The following is a 23428-nucleotide window of genomic DNA, read 5'->3' as shown; positions in this document are numbered from 1 at the left end:
CTTCCCCAATCAGTCGGGGACCGTCAACTCCGCGATGCCCTTCGGGGCCTGCGGGAATCGCGGGTCCATCGCCTCCAGCGTATCCGCCACGGTCCGCGCGATCACGTAGTTGCGGAACCATTTGTGATCGGCCGGCACCACCAGCCAGGGGGCGTCGGGCGTCGAGCACCGGGCCAAGGCGTCCGCGAAGGCCTGCTGGTAGGCGTCCCAGGACTTGCGTTCGACGAGATCCGCCGGATCGAACTTCCAGTGCTTCTCCGGATCGGCGATCCGGGCCTCCAGCCGCTTCTTCTGCTCCGCCTTGGAGATGTGCAGGAAGAACTTGAGGATGGTCGTGCCCGATTCGGTAAGAAGGCGTTCGAAATCGTTGATCCGGCCGTAGCGGTTCTGCCAGACCGCATCCGGCACGAGGCCCTTCACCCGCACCACCAGCACGTCCTCGTAGTGGCTGCGGTTGAACACGCCAATCAGACCACGCCCGGGTGCCCGGGCGTGGTAGCGCCAGAGGAAGTCGTGATCGAGCTCGTCGCTCGACGGCACCTTGAACGAGGTGACGACGCAGCCCTGCGGGTTCACACCCTTCAGCACCGAGCGGATCGTGCCGTCCTTGCCGCCGGTGTCGATCGCCTGGAAAACCAGCAGCACGCTGCGGGCCCGCTCGGCATAGAGGCGTTCCTGGAGGGCGACGATTCGCTCCCGTTCCCGGACCAACGCATCCTTCGCAAAGGCCCTATCGAGGCCGCCATCGGCACGCGTATCCACGGCGCCGAGGTCGAAGCGGGTGTCGGGCTCGACCGTGACGATCCCCGGCGCCGCGCGGATGGGCACCCGCGGATGGCTGGCCGGCACCGCCGGCATGGCATCTGCGACGCTGCCGACCCGGCGGGCGGTCGATGGCCGGCCCGATCCGTGCAGGTCGGGGGTCTCTGTCACGCCGTCAGCACGTTTCTGGCCGCGATGATGCTTGCTGTGCTTCTTCGACATGGGGCAGGACCTGTTCGCGGACGTTGCCGACCGTCGGCGAGAACGGGTGGCGCTCCGAGCCGTTCCGAGCGCCGGTGCAGGACGGGATTGAGACGGTTGGTCAGCATCTACTTCATCCGCCACGGCCAGACGGACTGGAATGCCGAGGGGCGCCTCCAGGGTGGCCGCGACACCGATCTGAACGCGCAGGGCGAACTTCAGGCCGCGGCCGTCGCAGAGCGCCTCGCCGCCGCGGCGGGCGAGAAGCTGGCCACAGCGGATTTTGTGGCGAGCCCGCTCAAGCGGACCCGGCGCACCATGGAGATCCTGCGAACGCGGCTGGGCCTTCCGCCTGAGGAGTATCGCACCGATCCGCGGCTGCGGGAGATCGGCTTCGGAAGCTGGGAAGGCTCGACCTGGGCGGAGATCCGTCGCCGCGACCCGGCCGGCGCCGCGGGGCGCGATCGGGATCGCTGGCACCACCGTCCGCCGGGGATCGGGGGCGAGAACTACGCCGCCCTGGTGGAGCGCGTCGGGCCGCTGCTCTCCGCCCTGGACCGCGATACGGTCATTGTGGCCCATGGCGGCGTCGCCCGGGCGGCCCTCGTGGCGCTGGGCCACCTCGACATCTACGCCGCCCCCCGGATCGGCATCCGCCAGGGCGAGGTGCTGATTCTCGAGCCCGACAATTGGCGCTGGGCTTGATCCCGTGCGCGGGCGCAGTGCAAAGCCGCCTCGATAACGGCATGATCGGTGGGCTATAGGGCGGCTGCCACGGAGGCGTCGGCCAGGGCGGCCGGCCAGCGGAGCAGCGGATGAGTGACGTCGCCGAGAAGACCCGGCCCGGACCGGCTGCCGGGGCCAGCGGACGTCACGATGCCGGGGCGGCCATCCTGCGGGGCGCGCACCGTCCCGACCTGATTCGCGACGAGGTGCTCGCCGAGATATTTCTGGAGTCCGCCCGGTCCCGGCCCGACCATCCCTGCCTCGTCGACGGTGCGACCGTGGGGGCGGGCGGCGTCCACCCGCACCTGACCTATGCCGCGGTCGCGTCCCGCGCTGGCCGGATCGCCGCCGGGCTCGCCCATCGCGGCATCGGCCCGGGCGATGTGGTCGGGCTCTGGATGGCCCGGGGGCCCGAACTCCTCGTGGCGCAGATCGGCATCACCCTATCGGGCGCCGCTTGGCTGCCGTTCGACGCCGAGGCGCCGGCCGACCGGGTCGGCGTGTGCCTGACCGATGCCGCCGCCAAGGCGCTCCTCGTCTCACCGGCGCTCAAGCCTTCGGCGCCCGACGCCGCACCGGCCCTGACCCCGGCGGATCTCGACGCCGCGACCCCGGCCGAAATCCCCGTGCCGGATGCCCGCGCGCTGGGCCTGACGCCCGATCACCCCGCCTACCTGATCTACACCTCGGGCTCGACCGGCGTGCCGAAGGGCATCGTCATCAGCCACGCCAACATCTGCCACTTCCTGCGCTCGGGGAACGCCCTTTACGGGATGCGCGCCGACGATGTGGTGTTCCAGGGGGCCTCGGTCGCCTTCGATCTCTCCATGGAGGAGATCTGGGTCCCGTATCTCGTCGGCGCCACGCTGTTCGTGGCGAGCCCGGCCATGATGGGCGACGTGGAATCACTCCCCGGCATCCTGGAGGCCGAGCGCATCACGGTGCTCGACACCGTGCCGACCCTCCTGGCGATGATCTCCGGTGACCTGCCGACCGTGCGCCTCGTGCTGCTCGGCGGCGAGGCGCTGCCGGAGCCGCTGGTTGCCCGTTGGGCCACGGGCTCGCGCCAGCTGTTCAACACCTACGGTCCGACCGAGGCGACCGTGGTTGCCACCGCCGCCGAGATGCGGCCCGGCGTGCCGGTGACGATCGGCGGCCCGATCCCGAATTATTCGGTGTACGTGGCAGGCGATGATCTGAGCCTGCTCGGGCGCGACCAGCAGGGCGAGCTGCTGATCGGCGGCCCGGGTGTCGCCCGGGGCTACCTCGCACGGCCCGAGCTGACCGCGGAAAAGTTCATCGCCAACCCCTTCGGCTCGGACGGGACCGACCCGGTGCTCTACCGCTCCGGCGATGCGGTCTCCCTCGATGCCGCCGGGCGGATCGTGTTCCACGGCCGCATCGACGATCAGGTCAAGATCCGCGGGTTCCGCGTGGAACTCGGGGAGATCGAGGCGCGGATCCGCAGCGTGCCCGAGATCAACCAGGCCGCGGTGGTGCTGCGGCAGGATGACGGCGTCGATCGCCTCGTCGCCTTCCTGATCCCGGAGCGCGGCCGCACGATCGACACCGCTGCCCTGCGCAAGACGCTCGCGGGGCAGATGCCGCCCTACATGGTGCCGGGCCATTTCGAGGTGGCCGAGACGCTGCCGCGCCTCACCTCCGGCAAGGTCGACCGCAAGGCCCTCAAGATCGCCCCGCTGACCGTGGTTGCGGCCGACGGCGAGCAGGAGCCCCCGGCCAACGAGACCGAGGCCGCCCTTGTGGCCGCCGCCAAGCAGATCTTCGGCAACCAGCCGATCGCCCTGGAGGGCGACTTCTTCGCCGATCTCGGCGGCCACTCGCTGCTCGCGGCCCGCTTCGTCTCGGCGGTCCGCGAGAACCCGCCGCTCGCCGGCATCACCCTGCCGGATGTTTACGCGCTGCGCACGATGCGGGCGATGGCCGACGCGCTGATCGCCCGCACCGGCGGCATGGGCGCGGCGGCCGCGACCCGCGACCTCAGCTTCGAGCCGCCGCCCCTGCTGCGCCGGGCGCTCTGCGGCCTCGCTCAGCTCGTGGCTTTGCCCGTCGTGATCGCGTTGGCCACCGCCCAGTGGCTGGGCATGTTCGTGACCTACCTGCTGCTCACCGGTGGCGGCTTGAGCTTCTTCGCCGAACTCGGGGTGCTGCTCCTCGTCTACGTGGCGATCAACGGCGTGACGGCGGTCATCGCGGTGGCCGGCAAGTGGTTGATCCTGGGCCGGACCAAGCCCGGCCGCTATCCGCTCTGGGGCGCCTACTACTTCCGCTGGTGGCTGGCGCAGCGGCTGGCACCCCTCGTCCACGTGAAGTGGCTGCAGGGCTCGCCGGCCATCGCCAAATATCTGCGCCTGATGGGCGCCCGGATCGGCCGCGACACGCTGATCTCCGATATCGAGGTCGGCGCGCCCGATCTTCTGACGATCGGCGACGGTGCGTCGCTCGGCGGACGCCTCGTCATCGCCAATGCCGAGATCGTCGGGAATGAACTCGTCATCGGCCGTGTGGAGATCGGCGCTGACGCGGCGGTCGGCACATCCTGCGTGATCAGCCACGACACGGTGATCGGCCCGCAGGCCGAGATCGGCGATCTCACAACGATCCCGGCGGGATCGCGCGTCGGAGCGGTCGAGCGCTGGGACGGTTCGCCCGGCCGCAAGGTCGGGATGGCGGACCCGGCCGCGCTGCCCGCGCCGGCGGACGCCTCCTGGCCGACCCGGGCCGCGTTCATGGCCGCCTACACGCTGCTCCTCGCCGTGATCCCGGCGGTGGGCCTGCTGCCGATCTTCCCGGCCTTCTTCATCTTCGACCAGATCTCGGACTCGCTGTCCGACATCACGGACGTCGATTATCATTGGTACCTGCCGATCCTCACATGGCCGACCGCGATGCTGATGACCGCCGGCACGGTGTTGCTGATCGCCGGCATCCGCTGGGTCGTGCTGCCCCGGACCCGCACCGGCACCTACTCGGTCCACTCGCTGTTCTACCTGCGGAAATGGTCGCTGGCCCTCGCCGTCGAGGTGACGCTGGAGACGCTCTCGTCGCTGTTCGCCACCGTCTACATGCGGGCGTGGTACCGGCTGATGGGAGCCCGGATGGGCCACGGCGCCGAGATCTCGACGAATCTCGGCGGCCGCTACGACCTCGCCGATATCGGGGCGAAGAACTTCGTCGCCGACGAGGTGGTGTACGGCGAGGAGGAGATCCGGCGCGGCTGGATGCACCTGGAGCCCACGCAGACCGGCGCCCGCGTCTTCGTCGGCAACGACGCCGTTGTGCCGCCGGGCGCCGTCATCCCCGATGACGTGCTGATCGGCATCAAGTCGAAGCCGCCGGCCAACGAGGCGATGAACCCGGGCGAGACGTGGTTCGGCTCGCCGCCGATCCGGCTTCCGGCCCGCCAGAAGGTTGATCTTGGATCCGACGCCCAGACCTACGAGCCCGGGCTCTGGCCGAAGGTCCGGCGCGGCGTGTTCGAAGCCTTTGCGACCTCGTTCTCGCCGATGCTCTACATCACCCTCGCGATCACGGTGATCGACTGGTACTTCTACCCGGCCATCCTCGAGAAGGACTGGTCGGGGCTGGCGATCAGTTTCGTCACGGCGAGCGTCGCCATCGCGCTGATCCAGTCCTCGGCGGTCATCGCGATGAAGTGGCTGCTGATGGGCGTGTACAAGCCCGGCATGCAGCCGATGTGGTCGTGGTGGGCGATGCGCACCGAGGCTATCGCGGTGGCCTATTGGGGGCTCGCCGGCAAGGTGCTGCTGGAACATCTCCAGGGCACGCCGTTCCTGCCCTGGGTGCTGCGCCTGTTCGGCGTGAAGGTCGGCCAGGGCGTATGCATGCTGACAACCGACATCACCGAGTTCGACTGCGTGACGATCGGGGACTACGCCACGATCAACCGGGTCTCGGCGCTGCAGACCCACCTCTACGAGGACCGCATCATGAAGATCGGCCGGGTGATCGTGGGCAAGGGGGTGTCGGTCGGCGCCTTCTCGACGGTGCTGTACGACACGAAGGTCGGTGACTTCGCGCGGCTGCGCCCGCTCACCATCGTGATGAAGGGCGAGTCGATCCCCGGTAATACCGAATGGGAGGGCGCGCCCGCAGTCCCGGTGATCCACGCCCCGTGACGCGATCCGCCGATGTTATGCGCTGCTCCGGACCCGGGGGCGGAGGAAACGCAGGATATTTTCCGATGCAAGAATTCCGCAACGCGAGATGATTATAGATAGGCATGGGCGTTGCTGATATCTGTATAGCCTGATTCGTCTTCGCGCGTCGTCAACTGCGAAGACGCGTGCGGCGGCCTTGTATTCGGGCGGGGGATCGTTGGTCGGCCGTGCAGCTTGATCCCGCCACACTGCTCGTCGTCAATTCGACGGTTACCCTGCTGGCGGGAGCGCTGTTCCTCACGTCCTGGCGACAGGCGCCCGAGGAGCGGACCCTGGCCTACTGGGGCGTGGCCCATCTGGTCGCCGCGGCCGGTACCGTCGGGTTGGCGCTCCGGGGCCAGATCCCCGATGCGGTTTCGATCGTGTTGTCCAACGCGGTCATTCTCTCGGCCTATGGACTGATCTGGAGTGGCGTCCGCTCGTTCGAACGGCGCCGGCCCCATGCGGGGCTGGCAATGGCAGGCGCGCTCATCTGGTGCGGCCTGTGCCTCGTCCCGACGTTCTATGAATCGCTGACGCTGCGCGTCATGTACGCCTCCGCGGTGGCCACGATCTATTGCGGCGCCGCGGCTGCGGAGATCTGGCGCGGCCGCGCGGAGCGGCTGGCGTCCCGGGTCACGGCGGCCGCCGTGCTCGGGCTGCACGGCGCCTTCTACTTCGTGCGGATCCCCGCGACGCTGCTGGCACCGCCGCACCTCCACCCCAATCCGTTGGCCTCGCCCTGGGTGGCGATCCTGTGTTTCGTGACCATCCTGTTTTCGATTGCTGCAGCCTTCACCTTCATGGCTCTGGTGAAGGAGAGGGCGGAACGGGAGCAACGGATCGCGGCCTCGACTGACGCGCTCACGGGCGTGCGCAACCGTCGCGCCTTCGTGGCGGCGGCCGGTATCGCCCTTGGCGCTGGTGAGGGCGGCGCGCTGCTGCTGGCCGATCTCGACCGGTTCAAGGCTGTGAACGACGTCCACGGGCACGCGGTCGGTGACGCGGTGCTCGTCGGGTTTTGCACCATGGCGACATCCCTGCTGCCGCACGATGCGTTGCTGGGACGAATGGGCGGAGAGGAGTTCGTTTGCTTCCTGCCGCGGGTCTCGGTTGCCGAGGCCGTGGCCCGGGCCGAGGAACTGCGCCGGACCTTCGCCGGCCTCCAAGTACCCGAACTTCCGGAGCTGCGCGTCAGCGTCAGCATCGGTGTCGCCCCGGTCCGGGACGGCGTCGGGTTCGACGCCCTGATGCGCCGGGCGGATGCCGCACTTTACTCCGCGAAGAATGGCGGCCGCGACCGGGTGGCCGAGGCCGACATGCCCCCCCGGGCCGCGTGAAGCCAGCGGGCGTCGTCGTCAGGCCAGGGCGCGCGCCGCCTCAGAGACCTTGCGGACCGAGGCATCCACCTGGGCCGCCGCCGTCGCTATGTCGGCCATCGCGGCACGCGCCGTGTCGACGCTGTGGGCGGCCGATTGCATGTTCTCGGTCAGGTCGCGGGTGACCGCCGCCTGCTCGGTCACGGCGGACGAGACGCTGAGGGTGATCGCGCTGAGCTGCTCGATGGTCGAGCCGATCCCGTCGATGGCGGAGACGGCCTTGCTGGTCTCCGCCTGGACGGCCGCGATCTGGCTGCCGATTTCGCCGGTCGCCCGGGCGGTCTGCTCGGCCAGGGCCTTCACCTCGGCAGCCACCACCGCAAATCCCTTGCCGGCCGCACCCGCGCGCGCGGCCTCGATCGTGGCGTTGAGGACCAGGAGGTTCGTCTGGTCGGCGATCGAGCGGATCAGGTTCACGGCGGCGCCGATCCTGTCGGCGGCGCCGGTCAGCCCGACGACGATCGCCCCGGCCTCCTCGGCGCGCGTGACCACCTGATCGACCGACGACTTGGCCATGAGGGCGTGACGGCTCAGCTCTTCGATCGAGGCGGCGAACTCCTCAGAGCCGGCCGCAACCGCCTGGACGTTGCGGGCGGTCTGGTTCGAGGCCTCGGCGGTCTCGTCGGCCTGCTGAACGACGCGACTCATCGAGTCCCGGATCGCCGCGATATCCCCGTCGATGGCGCGTTGCCCCGTGGCCCGGCGCTGCCGGTCCTCGACCTGCTGGGTCACGTCGGTGGCGAACTTGACGACCGCGCAGGGCCTGCCCTCCGCGTCGAGGATCGGGTTGTAGGCGCCGAAGATCCAGACGACCCGCCCACCCTTGCCGATCCGCTGGAATTCGCCGGCTTGGTATTGCCCCGCCGCCAGGGCCGCCCAGAACGCCGCGTAGTCCGGGGATGCCGCATCGGTGGGCGATATGAACATCCGGTGATGACGGCCGCGGATCTCGTCCAGGGTGTAGCCCATGGTGGAGAGGAAATTCGCGTTGGCGTCCGTGATCGTGCCGTCGAGGGCGAAGCAGATCATTGCCTGCGAGCGATTGATGGCTGCGATCTGACCCGCATACAGGGCGTTGCGAGCCCGTTCCTCGGTCACGTCCGTGGCGATTTTCACGACTTTCGTCGCCTTACCGCTGCGGTCGAGGATCGGGTTGTAGGAGCCCTTCACCCATACGATCCGTCCGTCCTTGGTCTGGCGGGCGAACTCTTGGATCTTGGGCTGACCGGCGCGCAGCCGATCCCAGAACGCCGCATAATCCGGGCTGAGGCGCTCGGCCTCCGGCACGAACAGGCTGTGGTGACGCCCGCGGACCTCCGCGAGGGTGTAGCCGACCAAGTCGAGGAAGATCGCGTTGGCGTCCGTAACGTGGCCCGCCAGATCAAATTCGATACGCCCCATGGTCCGGTCGAGTGCCGAAACGGGGACGTCCGAACGTGAACCAAACAGTGCCATCGTCGCCCCCGAACTCGGTTTGCCGTGAGGTTTAAGGTTGCGCCACAGGATGATTTAGAAACTGATAATTCTGCCGCCTCTGGTCCATCCAGGCGGATTTCAATTCTCGGAACGTGGTAACTCGGCCGCATGAAATGCGCCGATTACAATTTATGATTGCTACCCTCGTCAGTAACGTGGCGACTGGCATTCGGGGAGAGGGGCGCGTCCGACTTGCCAGCGGTAATATTGAAGGCCGGCGAACGTGAACGTTCGAGGTTTCGGGCGCTCGATATTTCAGAACGAACTGTTGGCGCTCCGGATCGCCTGGAGATCGGTTCGACGCGAACGTCTTTTTGAGACAGGCGCACGCCCGCACCGTTTCAGTCCCCGGCCGTCCAGCCGAGTCTGCCGCCAACAGCGCGCTATCGATCAAGGCTCGCTTCGCGAACGGCAGGTCGCGATGGTGCCAATCCGTTCGGCGGATGGGCAACAGGCGTTCGCCTTCGCTATGGACCGGCAACCCGCGCGCGTGGGCGGCCTGACGCGTGCCGATGGAGATCAGGGATGGATGAACCAAGCCGGCTGGACCGACTGGAGATGCGCCTCACCGAGCAGGAAGCGACGATCGAGGATCTGAACCGTACCGTCACCGCGCAATGGCAGGTGATCGACCGGCTGTCCCGCCATGTCGCGGGCCTGCGCGAGCAGGTGGAGGAGGCGGCAGCCCGGGCTGCCCCGCGAGGCCCCGAGCCGCCGCCTCCGCATTATTGAGCCTTCGGTCAGAAGTTGGCCTGGGTGACGAACTTGGTCACGAGATAGGCGTCGAGCGCCTCAGGCCCGCCCTCGCTGCCGTAGCCGGAATCCTTGACGCCGCCGAACGGCGTCTCCGGCAGGGCGAGGCCGTGATGGTTGATCGAGATCATGCCGCTCTCCACCGTGTTCGAGACCCGGGCCGCCCGCTCGGCCGAGCGGGTATAGGCGTAGGCGGCGAGCCCGTAGGGCAGCCGGTTCGCCTCGGTGAGGGCTTCCTCGTCCTCCGAGAACCGGTTGATGATCGCGAGGGGGCCGAAGGGCTCCTCGTTCATGATCCGGGGGGTGAGCGGCACCTCGGTGAGGATTGTGGGCTCGAAGAAGTTGCCCTGATTGCCGATTCGTTTGCCGCCGGTGCGCAGGGTGGCACCGCCCGATTCGGCATCGGCGGTCAGCGCCTCGACGGCTTCGAGGCGCCGGCTGTGGATCAGCGGACCCATCCTGGTGTCGGGATCGAGCCCGTCCCCGACCTTGAGGTTCTTGGCGAAGGTGGAAAATCCCTCCACGAACCGGTCGAATACGGATTCGTGCACGAGGAAGCGGGTCGGCGAGACACAGACCTGTCCGGCGTTCCGGAACTTGGACGGTGCCAGGACCGAAACCGCCTTCTCCACGTCCGCGTCGCCGAACACGATCGCCGGCGCGTGCCCGCCGAGCTCCATGGTGGCCCGCTTCATATGCTCGCCCGCGAGCGCGGCGAGCTTCTTGCCGACCTGCGTGGAGCCGGTGAACGAGATCTTCCGGATCACCGGGTGCGCGATCAGATAGGACGAGATCGTCGCCGGATCGCCGTAGACCAGCGCGAGCGCGTCCCCCGGGATGCCGGCATCCAGAAAGGCGCGGACCAGGGCGGCACAGCTCGCCGGCGTATCCTCGGGGCCCTTCAGGATCACCGTGCAACCGGTGCAGAGGGCCGCCGAGATCTTGCGCACAGCCTGGTTGATCGGGAAGTTCCATGGCGTGAAGCAGGCCACCGGGCCGACCGGCTCGCGGATCACGGCCTGGAGCACGCCGTCGGCGCGACCGGGGATGACGCGGCCGTAGGCGCGTTTCCCCTCCTCGGCGAACCAGTCGATGATGTCGGCGGCCGCCAGGGTCTCGATCCGCGACTCGGCGAGCGGCTTGCCCTGCTCAAGGGTCATGGTCCGGGCGATGTCGTCGACCCGGGCGCGCAACAAATCGGCGGCCTTGCGCATCACCTTGGCGCGCTCGAACGGCGCCACCTTCCGCCAAGCCGGGAAGGCGCGGGCCGCCGCCGCCAGAGCCTCGTCGAGATCCGCCGTATTGGCCACCGCGCATCGGCCGATCGTCTCGCCCGTGGCCGGGTTCAGGACCGGCAGAGTTTCCCCTTCGACACCCGCGCGCCAGCGTCCAGCGATGTGCAACTCGGTATCCGGATACATCGATCGATTCCCGTCTGGCCGCAGCGTCGGCCGCGCGCCGACTGTGACCATCTCGCACCCACGGGCAATCCCCGTAGCGGCATGGCTCGGACGGTTGTCACTCAGGCAGCGGCGCGCGTGCGCTCGGGGACATCAACAAGGGTCGCGGTTCCGTAGCGGGCGCGCAACGTCGCGCCCTTCGGCACCACCTGCCAGCCGTCGCGGCAGCCGTCGATCGGTTCGGAGACTACGACGATGCCGCCCGGCCCCTCGCGGAAGTACAGGCTCGGGGGGCGGCCGTCGCAGGCCCAGCGATAGGCGGTCAGCGTCTCGCCGTCGGTGAGCAGCGCCGTGAAGCGGACAGGTTCACAGATGGCGGCCTCGTCCATCAGGCCGCGGATGATCGTCATGGTCCGCGCCATCGCGTCCACGGGGTCCTGTTCGAGCCCGTTGGCCAGCGCCAGGAGGAAGATCGCCTCGGAATCGGTGCTGCCGCGGCGATGGTCGTACAGCGCGTCCGGGATCAGCGCCTCGAGCCGGCGCTTGATCCGGTGGTAGCCGCCGACCTGGCCGTTATGCATGAACAGGTGCCGGCCGTGGACGAACGGATGGCAATTGGCCCGGGCGGTCGCGGTGCCGGTCGAAGCGCGGACATGGGCGAAGAAGGTTCGCGCCCGGACCTGCCCGCAGAGATTGACCAGATTCTCGTCCGACCAAGCCGGCGAGATGTCACGATAGACCCCCGGCTCAGGCCGTTCCGCATACCAGCCGATGCCGAACCCATCGCCGTTGGTCTCGGTTTTCCCCTCGTCGGCGTGCAGCGACTGGTGAACCAGCGAGTGGGTTGGCGCGCAGACGAGGTCGGAGAGGAAGACCGGCTCACCGCTGTAGGCGAGGAAACGGCACATGTCGGACAACGATCCTTCAGCTCTGGCCCGCGCGAACCCGCTGGGGCTTCGTCGCGGGGTGGGGACGTTCCGTCGCAGGATGTTAACAGTCGATCCACACGGGTGAACAGTTTCTTAACCGCAGAGGCGATGCGCCAAATTCGGGCGCCTCGCACCAATGTGCAGCGGCCTGATTGCAGGGCGGGCATGCTGCCCCGGATCGCGCTGACTCTTGTGAGCCGGCTGTTGACAGGTCAGCATGGCCGAATCGGGGAATCAGAAGCCTGTTTTCAAGGCCGTGACCCGTTGTGGGGCGACGTACCCAGTTCAGGAGACATCAATGGATCGCGCACAGCCCGAGTGTTCCAACCCGGTGGCCCTCGTCGTCGAGGACGACGCGGCGGTCCGTGACCTTGCCACCGCGGTTCTGGAAGAGACGGATCTCGGCGTGATCGCCTGCGAGAGCGCCGAGGCCGCGCTCTCGGTGCTGGAGCGCTCGGACGTCACCGTGGCGCTGCTTTTCGCCGATGTGCGCCTGCCGGGCGCCATGGACGGCGTGTCCCTGGCGCAGGCGGTGGGCCGCCGCTGGCCGGATGTCCGGGTGGTCGTGACCTCCGGCGCGAGTCGCGATGCGCGGCTGCCCGATCAAGCGGTCTATATGCAGAAGCCCTGGCGGGCGCTCGACGTGCTCGTCCAGGCCGAGCACGCCACGATAGCCGCCAAGGCAGCTTGAGCGGGTAGGGCGCTCCGCCTGTCCCTCCCCCCTCTGCGGGGGAGGGTTGTCCCGTGTCGAATTCGGACCGTCAAAGGCGATGGACTGAGCCGCAAACGAAAAAACCCGGCCGCTCGCGCGGGCCGGGTTTTTCTCAGTTCCGTACCGTCGTTCAGGCGGCGGGGGCGGGGCTCACCGGCACCTGACCCGAGGCGTTGCCGCCCTGACCCTGTGCGGCCGACGGCGACGGGAAGCCCGGACGGCGGCTGCCGGCGGGGAAACGGGGCTTCGGCTTCGGCGCGGCGATCAGGCCCTCGCGGATCGCGGTCTTGCGGGCCTGCTTGCGGGCCCGGCGGACGGCCTCGGCCTTCTCGCGAGCCTTGCGCACGGACGGCTTCTCATAAGCCTTGCGCTGCTTCATCTCACGGAAGATGCCCTCGCGCTGCATCTTCTTCTTGAGGACGCGGAGCGCCTGATCGACGTTGTTGTCGCGAACGAGTACCTGCAACGGACTTGATCCTCTGGACCTGGATTTAGGACTCGCGCAGCCCGCCGCCGATCTGGAAACCGGCAACGTCCCTCGCCCGGGATGAACCCGGGAGGGACGGGAACGTCGGTTTCCGAATCGGCGTGGAGCCCACGCCTTGACGGGGCTATTACACCAAGCGCGCACCAGTTCCAACCTGTTCGCACGATCGATCTTCGGCGCCGGCGTGATAGGTTGCCGGCATGAGACACGACGACTCGCAGCAATTCGCCAGCGACAATTATTCCGGCATCTGCCCGGAGGCCTGGGCCGCCATGGAGGCAGCCAATCGGGGCCATGCCCCGGCCTACGGCGAGGACGCCTGGACGGCGCGCGCGGCGGACGCGTTCCGGACGCTGTTCGAGACCGAATGCGACGTGTTCTTCGCGTTCAACGGCACCGCCGCCAATGCCCTTGCGCTGGCCGCGCTCTGCCAATCCTACCACAGCGTCATCTGCGCCGATTCGGCCCATGTCGAGACCGACGAGTGCGGCGCGCCCGAATTCTTCTCCAACGGCTCGAAGCTGCTCACCGTCCGCACCGAAGGCGGCAAGCTCACGCCGGAGGCGATCCGCGGGCTCGCGACGAATCGCAGCGACATCCACTTCCCGCGGCCCCGGGTGGTCACCATCACCCAGCCGACCGAGACCGGGCAGGTCTACAGCGTCGCCGAAATCCAGGCCCTGTCGGCGACCTGCTGGGAGCTGGGGCTCGCCCTGCACATGGACGGCTCGCGCTTCGCCAATGCCTGCGCGAGTTTGGGCTGCAGCCCGGCCGACATGACGTGGCGCGCCGGGGTCGATGTCCTGTGCTTCGGCGGCACCAAGAACGGCATGCATGCCGGCGAGGCGGTGGTGTTCTTCGACCGCAAGCTCGCCGAGGATTTCGGCTACCGGTGCAAGCAGGCCGGCCAGCTGGCCTCCAAGATGCGCTTCCTCGCGGCCCCCTGGGTCGGCATGCTGGAGAGCGGCGCATGGCTCCGGAATGCGGCCCACGGCAACGCCTGCGCCCGGCTCTTCGCCGATGCCGTCTCCGGGCTGCCGGGCGTGCGGACCCTGTTCCCCGTCGAGGCCAATGCGGTCTTCCTGACGATGCCGCCCGCCACCATGGACGGCCTGCGCGCCCGGGGCTGGCGGTTCTACACCTTCATCGGCGGCGGCGCGCGCTTCATGTTCGCCTGGGACGCGAAGCTCGACCGGGTCAATCAGCTTATCGGTGACCTGCGCGCGCTGTCGGCTGCGGCGGCCTGAGGTTCAGCCGTTACAGCAGCGCCAGATCGGCCGGGTCCGCGCTCGGGAAGATCCGGCGCAGGCTCGCCTGATCGAGGCCGTAGAGGCGCCGGAACAGGCCGCCGAGCAGGCCCCGGTAGTTGGTCAGGACCGGATAATCCCGGTTCTGAAACAGGTTTGCCTCGTCGGCCCGCACCTGCGGCCCGGCGATCCGCCCACCCCGGCCTCCGCCGCCGAGAATCCAGTAGACGCTGCCGTGGCCGTGGTCGGTGCCGCGGTTGCCGTTCTCGCGGAAGGTGCGGCCGAACTCCGATAGCACCACTACGACGGTGTCGGACCAGCCTGGCCCGATCTCCTCGGCGAAGCCCGACAGGCCGCGTCCCAGCTCGCCCAGCCGGTCGGCGAGGTAGCCGGTGCCTGCGCCCTGGTTCACGTGCGTGTCCCAGCCGCCGACATCCACGAAGCCGAGATTGAACGAGTCGCGCATCAGCCGGCCGATCCGCCGGGCCGACAGCTCGAACCCCTTCGGCGAGACCGCGCCACGGTCGGCCTGGGCCGCGTGGTCGGAGATCGAGCGGTAGACCTCGTCGCGCACGCGAAAGCCCTCGGTCACGGAACCGGCAAGCTTGGTCCCGCTCCACATGGCGGCAATGAGCTTGGCCTGCCGCTCGTCGATCCCGGGCTTGCCGACGCCGTTGATGGCGATGTTGGGCACCGTCTCGCCGCCGCGGAAGATCAGCGGCATCTGGTCGGTGAAGGCGATCGGGCGAACCCGCGTCAGCTCGGCGGCGAGCCGCGCCATGAAGCCGGAATTGTAGTCTCGGACGGCCCCGATCGTCTGGCCCATCTCGATCGTGTCCTGCGTCTCGAAATGGCTGCGCGTCAGGTCGTCGGTGCCCGCGAAGGGCACGAAGGCCGCCTGCCCCTTGACGTAGAGGGGCAGGATCGTCTCTCGCAGAGCCGGATGCAGGCTCCAGTCCGCGTCGAGCGCCAGGGCGGCCTTCGGATCGGTGGCATCGGGCTTCGCGATCGCGAGGTTCGGCCGCGACCGGTAATAAAACTCGCTGCCGGTGGGGATCACCACGTTGGCGGCGTCGTAGGCGCCACGCAGGAACACCACGAGCAAGCGCGCATCGGCCTTCGGCGCAGCCCAGACGCGTCCCGCCACCGTGGACAGGCCGAGCGCCGCCGAGGCACGGATCAGGTCGCGACGGTTCATCGCATGAACTCCGGCGAGGCGAGGTAGAGCGTGTTCCAGTCCTGGGGTGAGACCGCCTGCGCGAGTGCCGCCCGCGTGGAGGCCGAGAGCGTGCCCGACAGGGCCGCGAAGTAGAGCCCGTTGGCGAGGACCGGGAAGGCCGGCTGCTCGGGCTGGTCGGGTGCCGGCGGCTTGAACAGCCCGGCCGAGCCGGAGCCGATCTGCCGGGCGATCTCGAACCGCGTCGCGAGCTGCCCCGGCCCGCTCCAGGCGGCGGACTCGAGGGGGTAGCCGTCCGGTGTCGAGCGGTTGAACAGACCCTCGCCGAGCCGGTTCAGCCAGCCGAGCACCGGGCCGGGATTGAGGATCACGCGCTGGTCATACGCCATGCGCACGGCCGAGAAGACGTAGCGCACCGGATCCTTGAAGCCGCCGCGCTCGGCCGCGAAGGATGGCTCGCGCGCCAGTGCCTCCATCACGGCCGCGATGTCGCCGTCCGTGCGGGTGAAGATGGTGGCGAGCCGGGCCACCAGCGCGTCGTCCGGTGCCTGCCCCAAGAAATAGGTGGCGAGCGCCCGGGAGATGTTCGTGGCGGTGGCGGGATGGTGCGCGATGACGTCCACCGCCTCCTCGACCTCCGGCCAGCCGCGGCCCTGGATCGCTGTGCTGAGGAAGACCTTGTCACTGTAATCGTGCCGGTTCGGGTTGAACTCGAACAGCCCGTCGCGGCGGAAGTCGGCGGCGTGCTCCGGCCGGAGTTTCGGATCCTCGGGCTTCAGGTCGATGCCGATCCCGGTCAGGATCCGCGCCAGCGCCTCCACGTCGCCCTGCGTGTAGCCGGAGCCGACACCCATCGTGTGCAGCTCCATGATCTCCCGGGCGTAGTTCTCGTTGATCCGGCCGGCGGCGTTGTCGGCGTTGTCGAGGTAGCGCAACATCGCCGGGTGGCGCAGGCTCGCCATGAGCAGGTCGCGGAAGCGTCCGAGGGCGTGCGGGCGGATCGCGGTGTCGAGATAGTCGCCCACGGCGGCCCGGAGCGTCGCCTTGCCCTGATGCACATTGAACCGGTTGAACCAGAACCACGTCAGCCGCTCGCGCAGCTGGTCCGGACTGTAGAGGGCGCGCAGCACCCAGGCGGAGGCGGCGTTCCGCGCCGCCGTATTGAGCGCCGTCTGGAAGGCGTGCTGCCCGGCCTTCCTGGCCTCGGGATCCTGGACGTCCTTGAAGGCCTTCGCCTGCGCGTCGAGCGCCTGGGCCCGCTCGAACAGGCTGCCCGGCGGGGTCAGCGCATCGATCGCCGCCTGCGCATCCGGAGGCAGCCGCGTCCCGGCGGGCGGATGGAGCTGTCCGTGCAGCCAGCGGGCGCGCCCCTCGGCTTCCAGCTGCGCGAAGGCGGAGGGCGTGGCGCCCCAGGTCAGGGCGTCGAGGAAGGCGACATCGGCTGCCGCGGACGGGTTGAACGAGCCGGCGGCAAGCGGGCCGGGACCCGTCGAAGATACGAGCAGGGCGGCAATCAGGAGACAGCGTGGGGCGGCGCGCGACATGGCAGCCTCGCGATGCGTGAATCGGCATACGGAGCCTGGTGTCGGGCCCCTGTACGGTCCCTGAAGGGACGCTCCGATCAGCCCCGCGTCTTTGCCAATATCGGGGCATCCCGCTACACGATCCCGAGACCGCGCCCGACGCGCACCCTCACGTTCCGCCGATCCAGAGCGTTCGCTCCATGCTGATGCAGACCAAGACCGAGGCGAGGCCGGCCGATCCGGTGTCGCGGCGGCGTACCTTCGCGATCATCTCCCACCCGGACGCCGGCAAGACCACGCTGACCGAGAAGCTGCTGCTGTTCGGGGGCGCGATCCAGCTCGCCGGCGAAGTGAAGGCCAAGCGCAACCGCGTCTCGACCCGCTCCGACTGGATGGGGATCGAGAAGGAGCGCGGCATCTCGGTGGTCACCTCGGTGATGACCTTCGAGTACGGCGACTGCGTCTTCAACCTGCTCGACACGCCCGGCCACGAGGACTTCTCGGAGGATACCTACCGGACGCTGACGGCGGTCGATTCGGCCGTGATGGTGATCGATGCCGCGAAGGGCATCGAGGCGCGCACGCGAAAACTGTTCGAGGTCTGCCGCCTACGCGACATCCCGATCGTCACCTTCGTCAACAAGCTCGACCGCGAGGCCCGCGATCCGTTCGAGTTGCTCGACGAGATCGAGAAGACGCTGGCGCTGGACGTCGCCCCGGTCACGTGGCCGATCGGCACCGGCCGCAACTTCTCCGGGACCTACGAGCTCGGCGGCAAGCGCGTGCGCCGGCTCGACGCTGCCGAGGATGCCGGGATGGTGACGGTATCAGGGCCGGACGATCCGCTGTTCGACGAACTTCTCACCGAGAACGGCGCGGCGGATGCGTGGCGCGAGGAGGTGGAATTGGCCGAGGGCGGTCTGAAGCCCTTCGACCTCGACGCGTTCCGGGAGGGCCACCTGACGCCGGTCTTCTTCGGCTCGGCTTTGCGCAATTTCGGCGTGCGCGACCTCATCGATGGCCTCGCCCAGGTGGCGCCGCCGCCCCGGGGCCAGGATGCCGACAAGCGCCTCGTGGAGCCGACCGAGCCGCGCATGACCGGCTTCGTGTTCAAGATCCAGGCGAATATGGACCCGAACCACCGGGACCGGATCGCCTTCATGCGGGTCTGCTCGGGCAAGCTCAACCGCGGGATGAAGGCCCGGTTGGTGCGCACCGGAAAGCCGATCTCGCTCTCGGCGCCGCAATTCTTCTTCGCCCAGGATCGCGCCATCGCGGACGAGGCCTATGCCGGCGACGTGGTGGGCATTCCCAACCACGGGACGCTCCGGATCGGCGACACGCTCACCGAGGGCGAGGACATCGTGTTCCGCGGCGTGCCGAGCTTCGCCCCCGAGATCTTGAGGCGGATCAAGCTCACCGACGCCATGAAGGCCAAGAAGCTGCGCGAGGCGCTCCAGCAGATGGGCGAGGAGGGCGTCGTCCAGGTGTTCGTGCCGCAGGACGGCAGCCAGGCGATCGTCGGCGTGGTCGGCGCGCTCCAGCTCGACGTGCTGAAGGAGCGTCTCCAGGCCGAGTATGGGTTGCCGGTGGATTACGAGACCTCGCGATTCTCGGTCTGCCGCTGGATTGAATCGGATTCCGAGGTCGAGCTCGACAAGTTCATCGACTCGCACGGCTCGGCGATGGCGAAGGACCTCGACGGGGCACCGGTCTTCATGGCGACCACCGCGTTCTCGCTCCGCTACGAGGAGGAGCGTTACCCGGCCGTGCGCTTCACTGACGTGAAGGATTATCAGAAGCGGTCGGGGTGAGCGGTCCCAGACCACTGATCCGATCGATGCCCTCTTCCTGAGGTGCCCGCCTCAGCGGGCCTCGAAGGAGCCCTTAAGCCGGCTGCACGATCCCCGGAGGGCTCCTTCGGGGCCTCTCCGCTGCGCTCCGGCGCCTCAGGACGAGGGGGGGGAGGCCTTGCAGTCCAACCGCCTCTCAGAACTTCCCGAGCATCGGGAACTCCACGCTCAAGCTCGACTCGGCCGCCATCGGCGCCTCGCGCTTGCGCGGCTTGCGGTTGAGCACCTGCTTCAGCTTCGTCTTCAGCACCGCCATGTCGAACGGCTTGAGGATGAAGGCATCCGCACCCGCTTGGTGGGCGAGGTTGATGTCTTCGAAATCGAAGGACGATTCGGTCAGCATGAACGGGATGTTCATCAGCGCGTCGTCCGCCCGGATCTCGCGGAGCAGGCTGAGCCCATCCATCGGCTCCATGTCGAGGTCGGAGATCACCAGGGCGTAGCGGCGCTGCCGCAGGCGTTCCAGCGCCTCGGTCGCACTGGTGACGCCCTCGACGTCCGGGAAGCCGATGCGGGTCATCAGCATCACGATCAGGCGGAGAAGCTTCTCCTGATCGTCGACGATGAGGATCGTGGGCGTATCGCTCTCGGACATCGCGCGGCTCAGACGAAGAGGTGGTCGATGCCCTGGCGGGACATCGTGTCGGATTGCAGAGACAGGCACAGCCCGTGGATCGCCGACGCCTTCGGCGTCCCGCGCTGGAGCATCGGCAGCAGATTCGCCTTGGCGAACAGCGTTTCGTTCCCGGGCGTGCGCTGGGCGCTCTTGAATGAGTGCACGAACTCGCGTTTGGCGATCTCCCGCCACTCGCTGATCTGCACGTCCCGGTGGCGGCTGTCGGCGCTCACCCGGTCGAAAGTCTCGTGGACGGACGAGCGCTCGCCCTCGATCACCTGACAGGCGAAGTTGCCCTCGATCACCAGGAAACTCGTGATGACCGCGAACTCGTTCTTCTTCTGAGCAATGCGGCCGATATCGCCGATCTGCTCGGACCGCTTCGCCGGGTCCGACGACAGATTCAGGCGCGAGAAGTAGATGATGTGGACGAGGCTCGTCCGTTTCGCCCGCATGACCCCGTGATCCGAAACCCTGGCGGTCCGACGCATCCGGGCAGGACGCGCCGAACTCCAGCCCAGCCCGAGCCAGATCCTTGCATGAGGCCAGATAACGCGTCGTAAACGCCCACCGGCAGCCGCAGCGGGCAGGTGCAGCCCGGGCCCGGCAAGATTTGCCGATCCCGGTCCGCTCGGGCCGCCGGCAGGGCCAAGACTGCCGGGTCAATCTCAGGCGCCGTCAACGTTTTCAAACACTTGGCGGTGGCACGGCGGTTGCGCGACACCCGGCCTGCGGGCCGTGCCGGCGCGCATCGGGATCGCTCGCCATGGATCTTTTTTCCGCCCTGCAGACCTCGGTCTCCGGACTGCAGGCGCAGTCCTACGCCATCAGCAACATTTCCGGGAACATCGCGAACTCGCAGACAACCGGCTTCCGGCGCGTCGACACGAGCTTCGTCGACCTGATGAACGAATCGGTGCCGAAGCGCGAGACCTCCGGGTCGGTCATCGCCCAGTCGCAGCTGACCAACACCCTCGCCGGCAACATCGTCTCGACGAACGTGGCGACCAACATGGCGATCAGCGGCCAGGGCTTCTTCACGGTGGTGCAGAAGACCGGCGACGCCAACGGGGCCGCGGTGGTGGGCGGCGCGACCATGTACACCCGCCGGGGCGACTTCTCCGAGGATAAGGATGGTTACCTCGTCAACGGCGCCGGCGGATACCTCACCGGCACCAACCTCGACGCGAGCACCGGGCAGGTGACCAACACCGGCCCCGTCAAGATCAGCAACGTGTCGCTGCCGGCCCAGCCGACGACGACGATCAGCTATGCCGCCAACCTGCCGGCGACGCCGATCACCACCGACTCGCCGATCACGGGCAAGGACATCTATACGGCCGGCCCGGTGGTGACGAGCGGGACTGCAACGAGCGCCCCGGTGGCCTCGACCGACACCACGACCTTCATTGATAACAGCATCGCCGGACCGTCCATCACCACCTATACGGCGACAGGTGCGCCGGTGACGCTGAATACGCGCTGGGCGAAGGTTCAGGATGCGGACACGAACGGCAATCAAGCCGTCTGGAACCTGTACTACTCGTCCACACCGTCGGCGTCGGCGACGGCTTCCACATGGAACAACGTCGGCACGGCCTTCGCGTTCGACACGACGGGCAAGATGACCGATCCGTCCACGGGATCGGTCACGCTCGATGGCGCGAAGGTCGGCGATTACACCTTCGACAAGCTGTCCTTGAACATCGGGACGTCCGGCCTGACGCAATACGCCGACACGAGCGGCGCGGTGACCACCAACACGCTCACCCAGAACGGGTACACGGCTGGCACTCTGACCAGCGTGGCGGTCGGCAGCGACGGCAAGATCAACGGCACGTTCTCGAATGGGACGGTGGCCCCCATCGCCACGGTGGGCATCGCGCAGTTCGCCAACCCGGACGGCCTGCGGGGCGATACGAGCGGCAACTATCTCCAGACGGTGGATTCCGGCCCGCCGCTCAGCGGCCTGAACGGCAGCACACTTTCGGGGGCCAGCGTCGAGCAATCCAACACCGACATTGCCACCGAATTCTCTAAGATGATCGTAACCCAGCAGGCCTATTCTGCGAACACGCGGGTCATGTCGACGGCTCAGACGATGATGTCTGACCTGCTCAACGTGATCCGCTGAATGACATCGGGCACCGGGCCGCGGAGGGCGTGAGATGTCGCTGAATGCGCTTTCGACCGCCACCGCTGGGCTCGCCGCCACGCAGGCGGCGATCAATGTCGTCTCGCAGAACGTCGCGAACGCCGGAACGGCGGGCTACGTCAAGCGGACGATCTCGACGGTGTCCACCGCGCCCAACAATTCGGGGGTCGCGGCCGGGCAGATCACCCGCAACTTCGACGCGGCGGCGCTCAACCAGCTCCGGCTGGAAACCTCCGGCGCCGCCTATACCAGCACGAAGGCCGGGATCGCCACGCAGCTCGACGCGCTCTACGGCACGCCGGGCACCGCGACGTCGCTCGACGGCACGCTGAACACCTTCACCGAGTCGCTTCAGGAACTGGCCGCGAACCCGACCTCCGCGGCCGCCCGCACGACGGTCCTCGGCAACGCCTCGGCATTGGCGATTCAGATCAACAGTGCCGCCGGCACGGTGCAGTCCCTGCGCAGCGGGATCGAGTCGCAGCTCGGCACGGATACGAACGCAGCGGGCGCGCTCCTGAAGAGCATCGCGAGCCTGAACACCAAGATCCAGAACACCTCCGACAGCGGTTCGCTGGCCGACCTGCAGGATCAGCGCGATCAGGCGCTCACCAGCCTGTCGAGCTATATGGATATCCGGACGACCGCGCAGCGCGACGGGACGGTCTCGGTTCTGACCCAGTCGGGCGTGACCCTGGTCGATCGGGGCTCCGCGGCGTCGCTGAGCTTCGACGGGCGCGGCACGCTGAACGCCAATTCGACCTACTCCGCAGATCCGACCCAGCGCTCAGTGGGGACCATCACCGCCACGCTCCCGGGTGGCGGCCAGATCGACCTCGGCTCCCCGGGCGTCCTGCGCTCGGGCAGCCTCGCCGCCGAGTTCGAGCTGCGCGATCAGACCCTGCCGCAGGCCCAGCGCCAGCTCGACGACCTCGCGGCCGGGCTCGCCACCGGGCTGACCAACAAGTCGGTTACCGCGACGCAGGGCGCGAACAATTCCGCCGTGATCGATCTGACCGGCATGCAGGCCGGCAACACCCTGACGATCCCTGCCAGCGCGAACAGCACCGGCCGGAACATCATCCTGGTGGCATCCAACGATCTGTCGACCCCGATCACGGCGAGCCAGACCGTCGATGCCAACGCCCTGGTGGCGAAGGTTCAGGTGCCGGTGAATGCCACATCGGTCGGCGCGGCTCTGAGCGGCCTCGATCCGAATCTGGCGGTGACACCCGGCTCCAGCACGGTCGTCACCATTACGAGCACGGCCGCCAAACCCCAGGTCACGGCGGCGGCGAGCATCACCGTCCCGACCACCTCGGATCCCAAATCGGGCTATCCGCAGATCGCCCTGTTCGTGGATGGCACGGGGAATAACCTCTACACGGGCTCGCTCGATGGCGGCTCGAAGCTCTCGGGTCTCGCCCAGCGGCTTACCATCAACACCAAGGTGTCCGCCGACACGTCGGTGCTGACGGCGACGAGCGCGGCCGACCCGACCGCCACCGGCAGCCGGGCGCAGACGCTGTTCGCCGCCCTGACCTCCACGCAGATAACGTTCTCGTCGGCGAGCGGGATCGGCGGCGTCTCGGCCCCCTACACCACCACCGTGGCGGGCTTCGCCCAGGACGTCATCGCGACGCAGGGCGCCGCCGCCTCGAACACGACCGCGATCGACGCGACGCAGCAGACCGCGCTCTCCACGGCCCAGGCCCGGTTCTCCTCCGCGGCGGGGGTCAACATCGATAAGGAGATGTCGAACCTGATCGCCCTGCAGACCGCCTACGGCGCCAATGCCCGGGTGCTCTCCGCGGCCCGCGACATGCTCAACCAGCTGCTGCAGATCTGATC

Annotated in this window: 18 protein-coding genes; 9 read left to right on the top strand and 9 right to left on the bottom strand. The window is 68.3% G+C overall.

The genetic code is table 11. The features are described from left to right. Nucleotides 1-9: 9 nt before the first annotated feature. Nucleotides 10-984, bottom strand: coding sequence for a polyphosphate kinase 2 family protein (locus MKK88_RS25795; RefSeq protein WP_244004876.1), 975 nt, complete (start codon nucleotides 982-984; stop codon nucleotides 10-12). A 96-nt stretch (nucleotides 985-1080) separates the two neighbouring features. Here MKK88_RS25795 and MKK88_RS25790 point away from each other — a divergent pair, with 96 nt between their 5' ends. From MKK88_RS25790 to MKK88_RS25780, 3 genes are all read left to right on the top strand, one after another. Then, on the top strand, nucleotides 1081-1668 hold the full coding sequence (locus tag MKK88_RS25790; protein WP_244004874.1) for a histidine phosphatase family protein: 588 nt from the start codon (nucleotides 1081-1083) through the stop codon (nucleotides 1666-1668). 110 nt (nucleotides 1669-1778) lie between these two features. Continuing rightward, nucleotides 1779-5849: a Pls/PosA family non-ribosomal peptide synthetase gene (locus MKK88_RS25785; protein ID WP_244004872.1), complete on the top strand. Its 4071-nt coding sequence runs from the start codon at nucleotides 1779-1781 to the stop codon at nucleotides 5847-5849. Between the two features lie 209 nt (nucleotides 5850-6058). Continuing rightward, complete coding sequence (locus tag MKK88_RS25780) at nucleotides 6059-7210, top strand: sensor domain-containing diguanylate cyclase (RefSeq protein ID WP_244004870.1); 1152 nt, start codon at nucleotides 6059-6061, stop codon at nucleotides 7208-7210. An 18-nt stretch (nucleotides 7211-7228) separates the two neighbouring features. On the opposite strand, the gene MKK88_RS25775 is transcribed toward MKK88_RS25780, so the two are convergent. Beyond that, entirely contained in the window at nucleotides 7229-8704 is a 1476-nt protein-coding gene (locus MKK88_RS25775) for a PAS domain S-box protein (protein ID WP_244004868.1), read from the bottom strand. A gap of 546 nt (nucleotides 8705-9250) precedes the next feature. Here MKK88_RS25775 and MKK88_RS25770 point away from each other — a divergent pair. Beyond that, nucleotides 9251-9457, top strand: a complete 207-nt coding sequence (locus MKK88_RS25770; protein ID WP_244004866.1) for a SlyX family protein — start codon at nucleotides 9251-9253, stop codon at nucleotides 9455-9457. An 8-nt stretch (nucleotides 9458-9465) separates the two neighbouring features. Here the strand turns inward: MKK88_RS25770 and MKK88_RS25765 are convergent, their stop codons facing one another. Together MKK88_RS25765 and MKK88_RS25760 are read right to left on the bottom strand one after the other, a co-directional pair. After that, entirely contained in the window at nucleotides 9466-10899 is a 1434-nt protein-coding gene (locus MKK88_RS25765; RefSeq protein ID WP_244004863.1) for an NAD-dependent succinate-semialdehyde dehydrogenase, read from the bottom strand. A gap of 101 nt (nucleotides 10900-11000) precedes the next feature. Further along, nucleotides 11001-11786, bottom strand: a complete 786-nt coding sequence (locus tag MKK88_RS25760) for a class II glutamine amidotransferase (RefSeq protein WP_244004861.1) — start codon at nucleotides 11784-11786, stop codon at nucleotides 11001-11003. Between the two features lie 319 nt (nucleotides 11787-12105). Between MKK88_RS25760 and MKK88_RS25755 the strand changes: the two genes are divergently transcribed. After that, on the top strand, nucleotides 12106-12498 hold the full coding sequence (locus tag MKK88_RS25755) for a response regulator (protein WP_244004859.1): 393 nt from the start codon (nucleotides 12106-12108) through the stop codon (nucleotides 12496-12498). 151 nt (nucleotides 12499-12649) lie between these two features. Here the strand turns inward: MKK88_RS25755 and rpsU are convergent, their stop codons facing one another. Further along, nucleotides 12650-12985, bottom strand: a complete 336-nt coding sequence (rpsU, locus tag MKK88_RS25750; RefSeq protein ID WP_091712365.1) for a 30S ribosomal protein S21 — start codon at nucleotides 12983-12985, stop codon at nucleotides 12650-12652. 221 nt (nucleotides 12986-13206) lie between these two features. Here rpsU and MKK88_RS25745 point away from each other — a divergent pair, with 221 nt between their 5' ends. Further along, nucleotides 13207-14253 (top strand): threonine aldolase family protein, encoded by a 1047-nt coding sequence (locus tag MKK88_RS25745; RefSeq protein ID WP_244004857.1) that lies wholly within the window; start codon nucleotides 13207-13209, stop codon nucleotides 14251-14253. Nucleotides 14254-14263: 10 nt separating this feature from the next. Here the strand turns inward: MKK88_RS25745 and MKK88_RS25740 are convergent, their stop codons facing one another. Together MKK88_RS25740 and MKK88_RS25735 are read right to left on the bottom strand one after the other, a co-directional pair. Further along, nucleotides 14264-15451 carry a DUF1501 domain-containing protein gene (locus tag MKK88_RS25740; protein WP_244004855.1) on the bottom strand — a complete coding sequence of 396 codons (1188 nt, stop codon included), beginning with the start codon at nucleotides 15449-15451 and terminating at the stop codon, nucleotides 14264-14266. Then, nucleotides 15448-16974, bottom strand: a complete 1527-nt coding sequence (locus MKK88_RS25735; RefSeq protein ID WP_244004853.1) for a DUF1800 domain-containing protein — start codon at nucleotides 16972-16974, stop codon at nucleotides 15448-15450. The genes MKK88_RS25740 and MKK88_RS25735 overlap by 4 nt, the downstream gene beginning before the upstream one ends. Before the next feature lie 179 nt (nucleotides 16975-17153). Between MKK88_RS25735 and MKK88_RS25730 the strand changes: the two genes are divergently transcribed. Continuing rightward, nucleotides 17154-18767 (top strand): peptide chain release factor 3, encoded by a 1614-nt coding sequence (locus MKK88_RS25730; RefSeq protein WP_244004851.1) that lies wholly within the window; start codon nucleotides 17154-17156, stop codon nucleotides 18765-18767. A 175-nt stretch (nucleotides 18768-18942) separates the two neighbouring features. On the opposite strand, the gene MKK88_RS25725 is transcribed toward MKK88_RS25730, so the two are convergent. Together MKK88_RS25725 and MKK88_RS25720 are read right to left on the bottom strand one after the other, a co-directional pair. Further along, a complete protein-coding gene (locus MKK88_RS25725; RefSeq protein ID WP_244004850.1) occupies nucleotides 18943-19401 on the bottom strand; it encodes a response regulator in 459 nt (152 codons plus the stop codon). 8 nt (nucleotides 19402-19409) lie between these two features. Continuing rightward, nucleotides 19410-19877 carry a BLUF domain-containing protein gene (locus MKK88_RS25720; protein ID WP_244004848.1) on the bottom strand — a complete coding sequence of 156 codons (468 nt, stop codon included), beginning with the start codon at nucleotides 19875-19877 and terminating at the stop codon, nucleotides 19410-19412. Nucleotides 19878-20188: 311 nt separating this feature from the next. Between MKK88_RS25720 and MKK88_RS25715 the strand changes: the two genes are divergently transcribed. Then, nucleotides 20189-21556 carry a flagellar hook protein FlgE gene (locus tag MKK88_RS25715; protein WP_244004845.1) on the top strand — a complete coding sequence of 456 codons (1368 nt, stop codon included), beginning with the start codon at nucleotides 20189-20191 and terminating at the stop codon, nucleotides 21554-21556. 34 nt (nucleotides 21557-21590) lie between these two features. Next, a complete protein-coding gene (gene flgK / locus MKK88_RS25710; RefSeq protein WP_244004843.1) occupies nucleotides 21591-23426 on the top strand; it encodes a flagellar hook-associated protein FlgK in 1836 nt (611 codons plus the stop codon). Nucleotides 23427-23428 lie beyond the last annotated feature (2 nt).

The sequence above is a fragment of the Methylobacterium sp. E-005 genome (assembly GCF_022829725.1).
In the GTDB taxonomy this organism is placed as follows: domain Bacteria; phylum Pseudomonadota; class Alphaproteobacteria; order Rhizobiales; family Beijerinckiaceae; genus Methylobacterium.
Note: the sequence above shows the minus strand (reverse complement) of the source record. Positions and strands in the feature narration are given on the sequence as shown.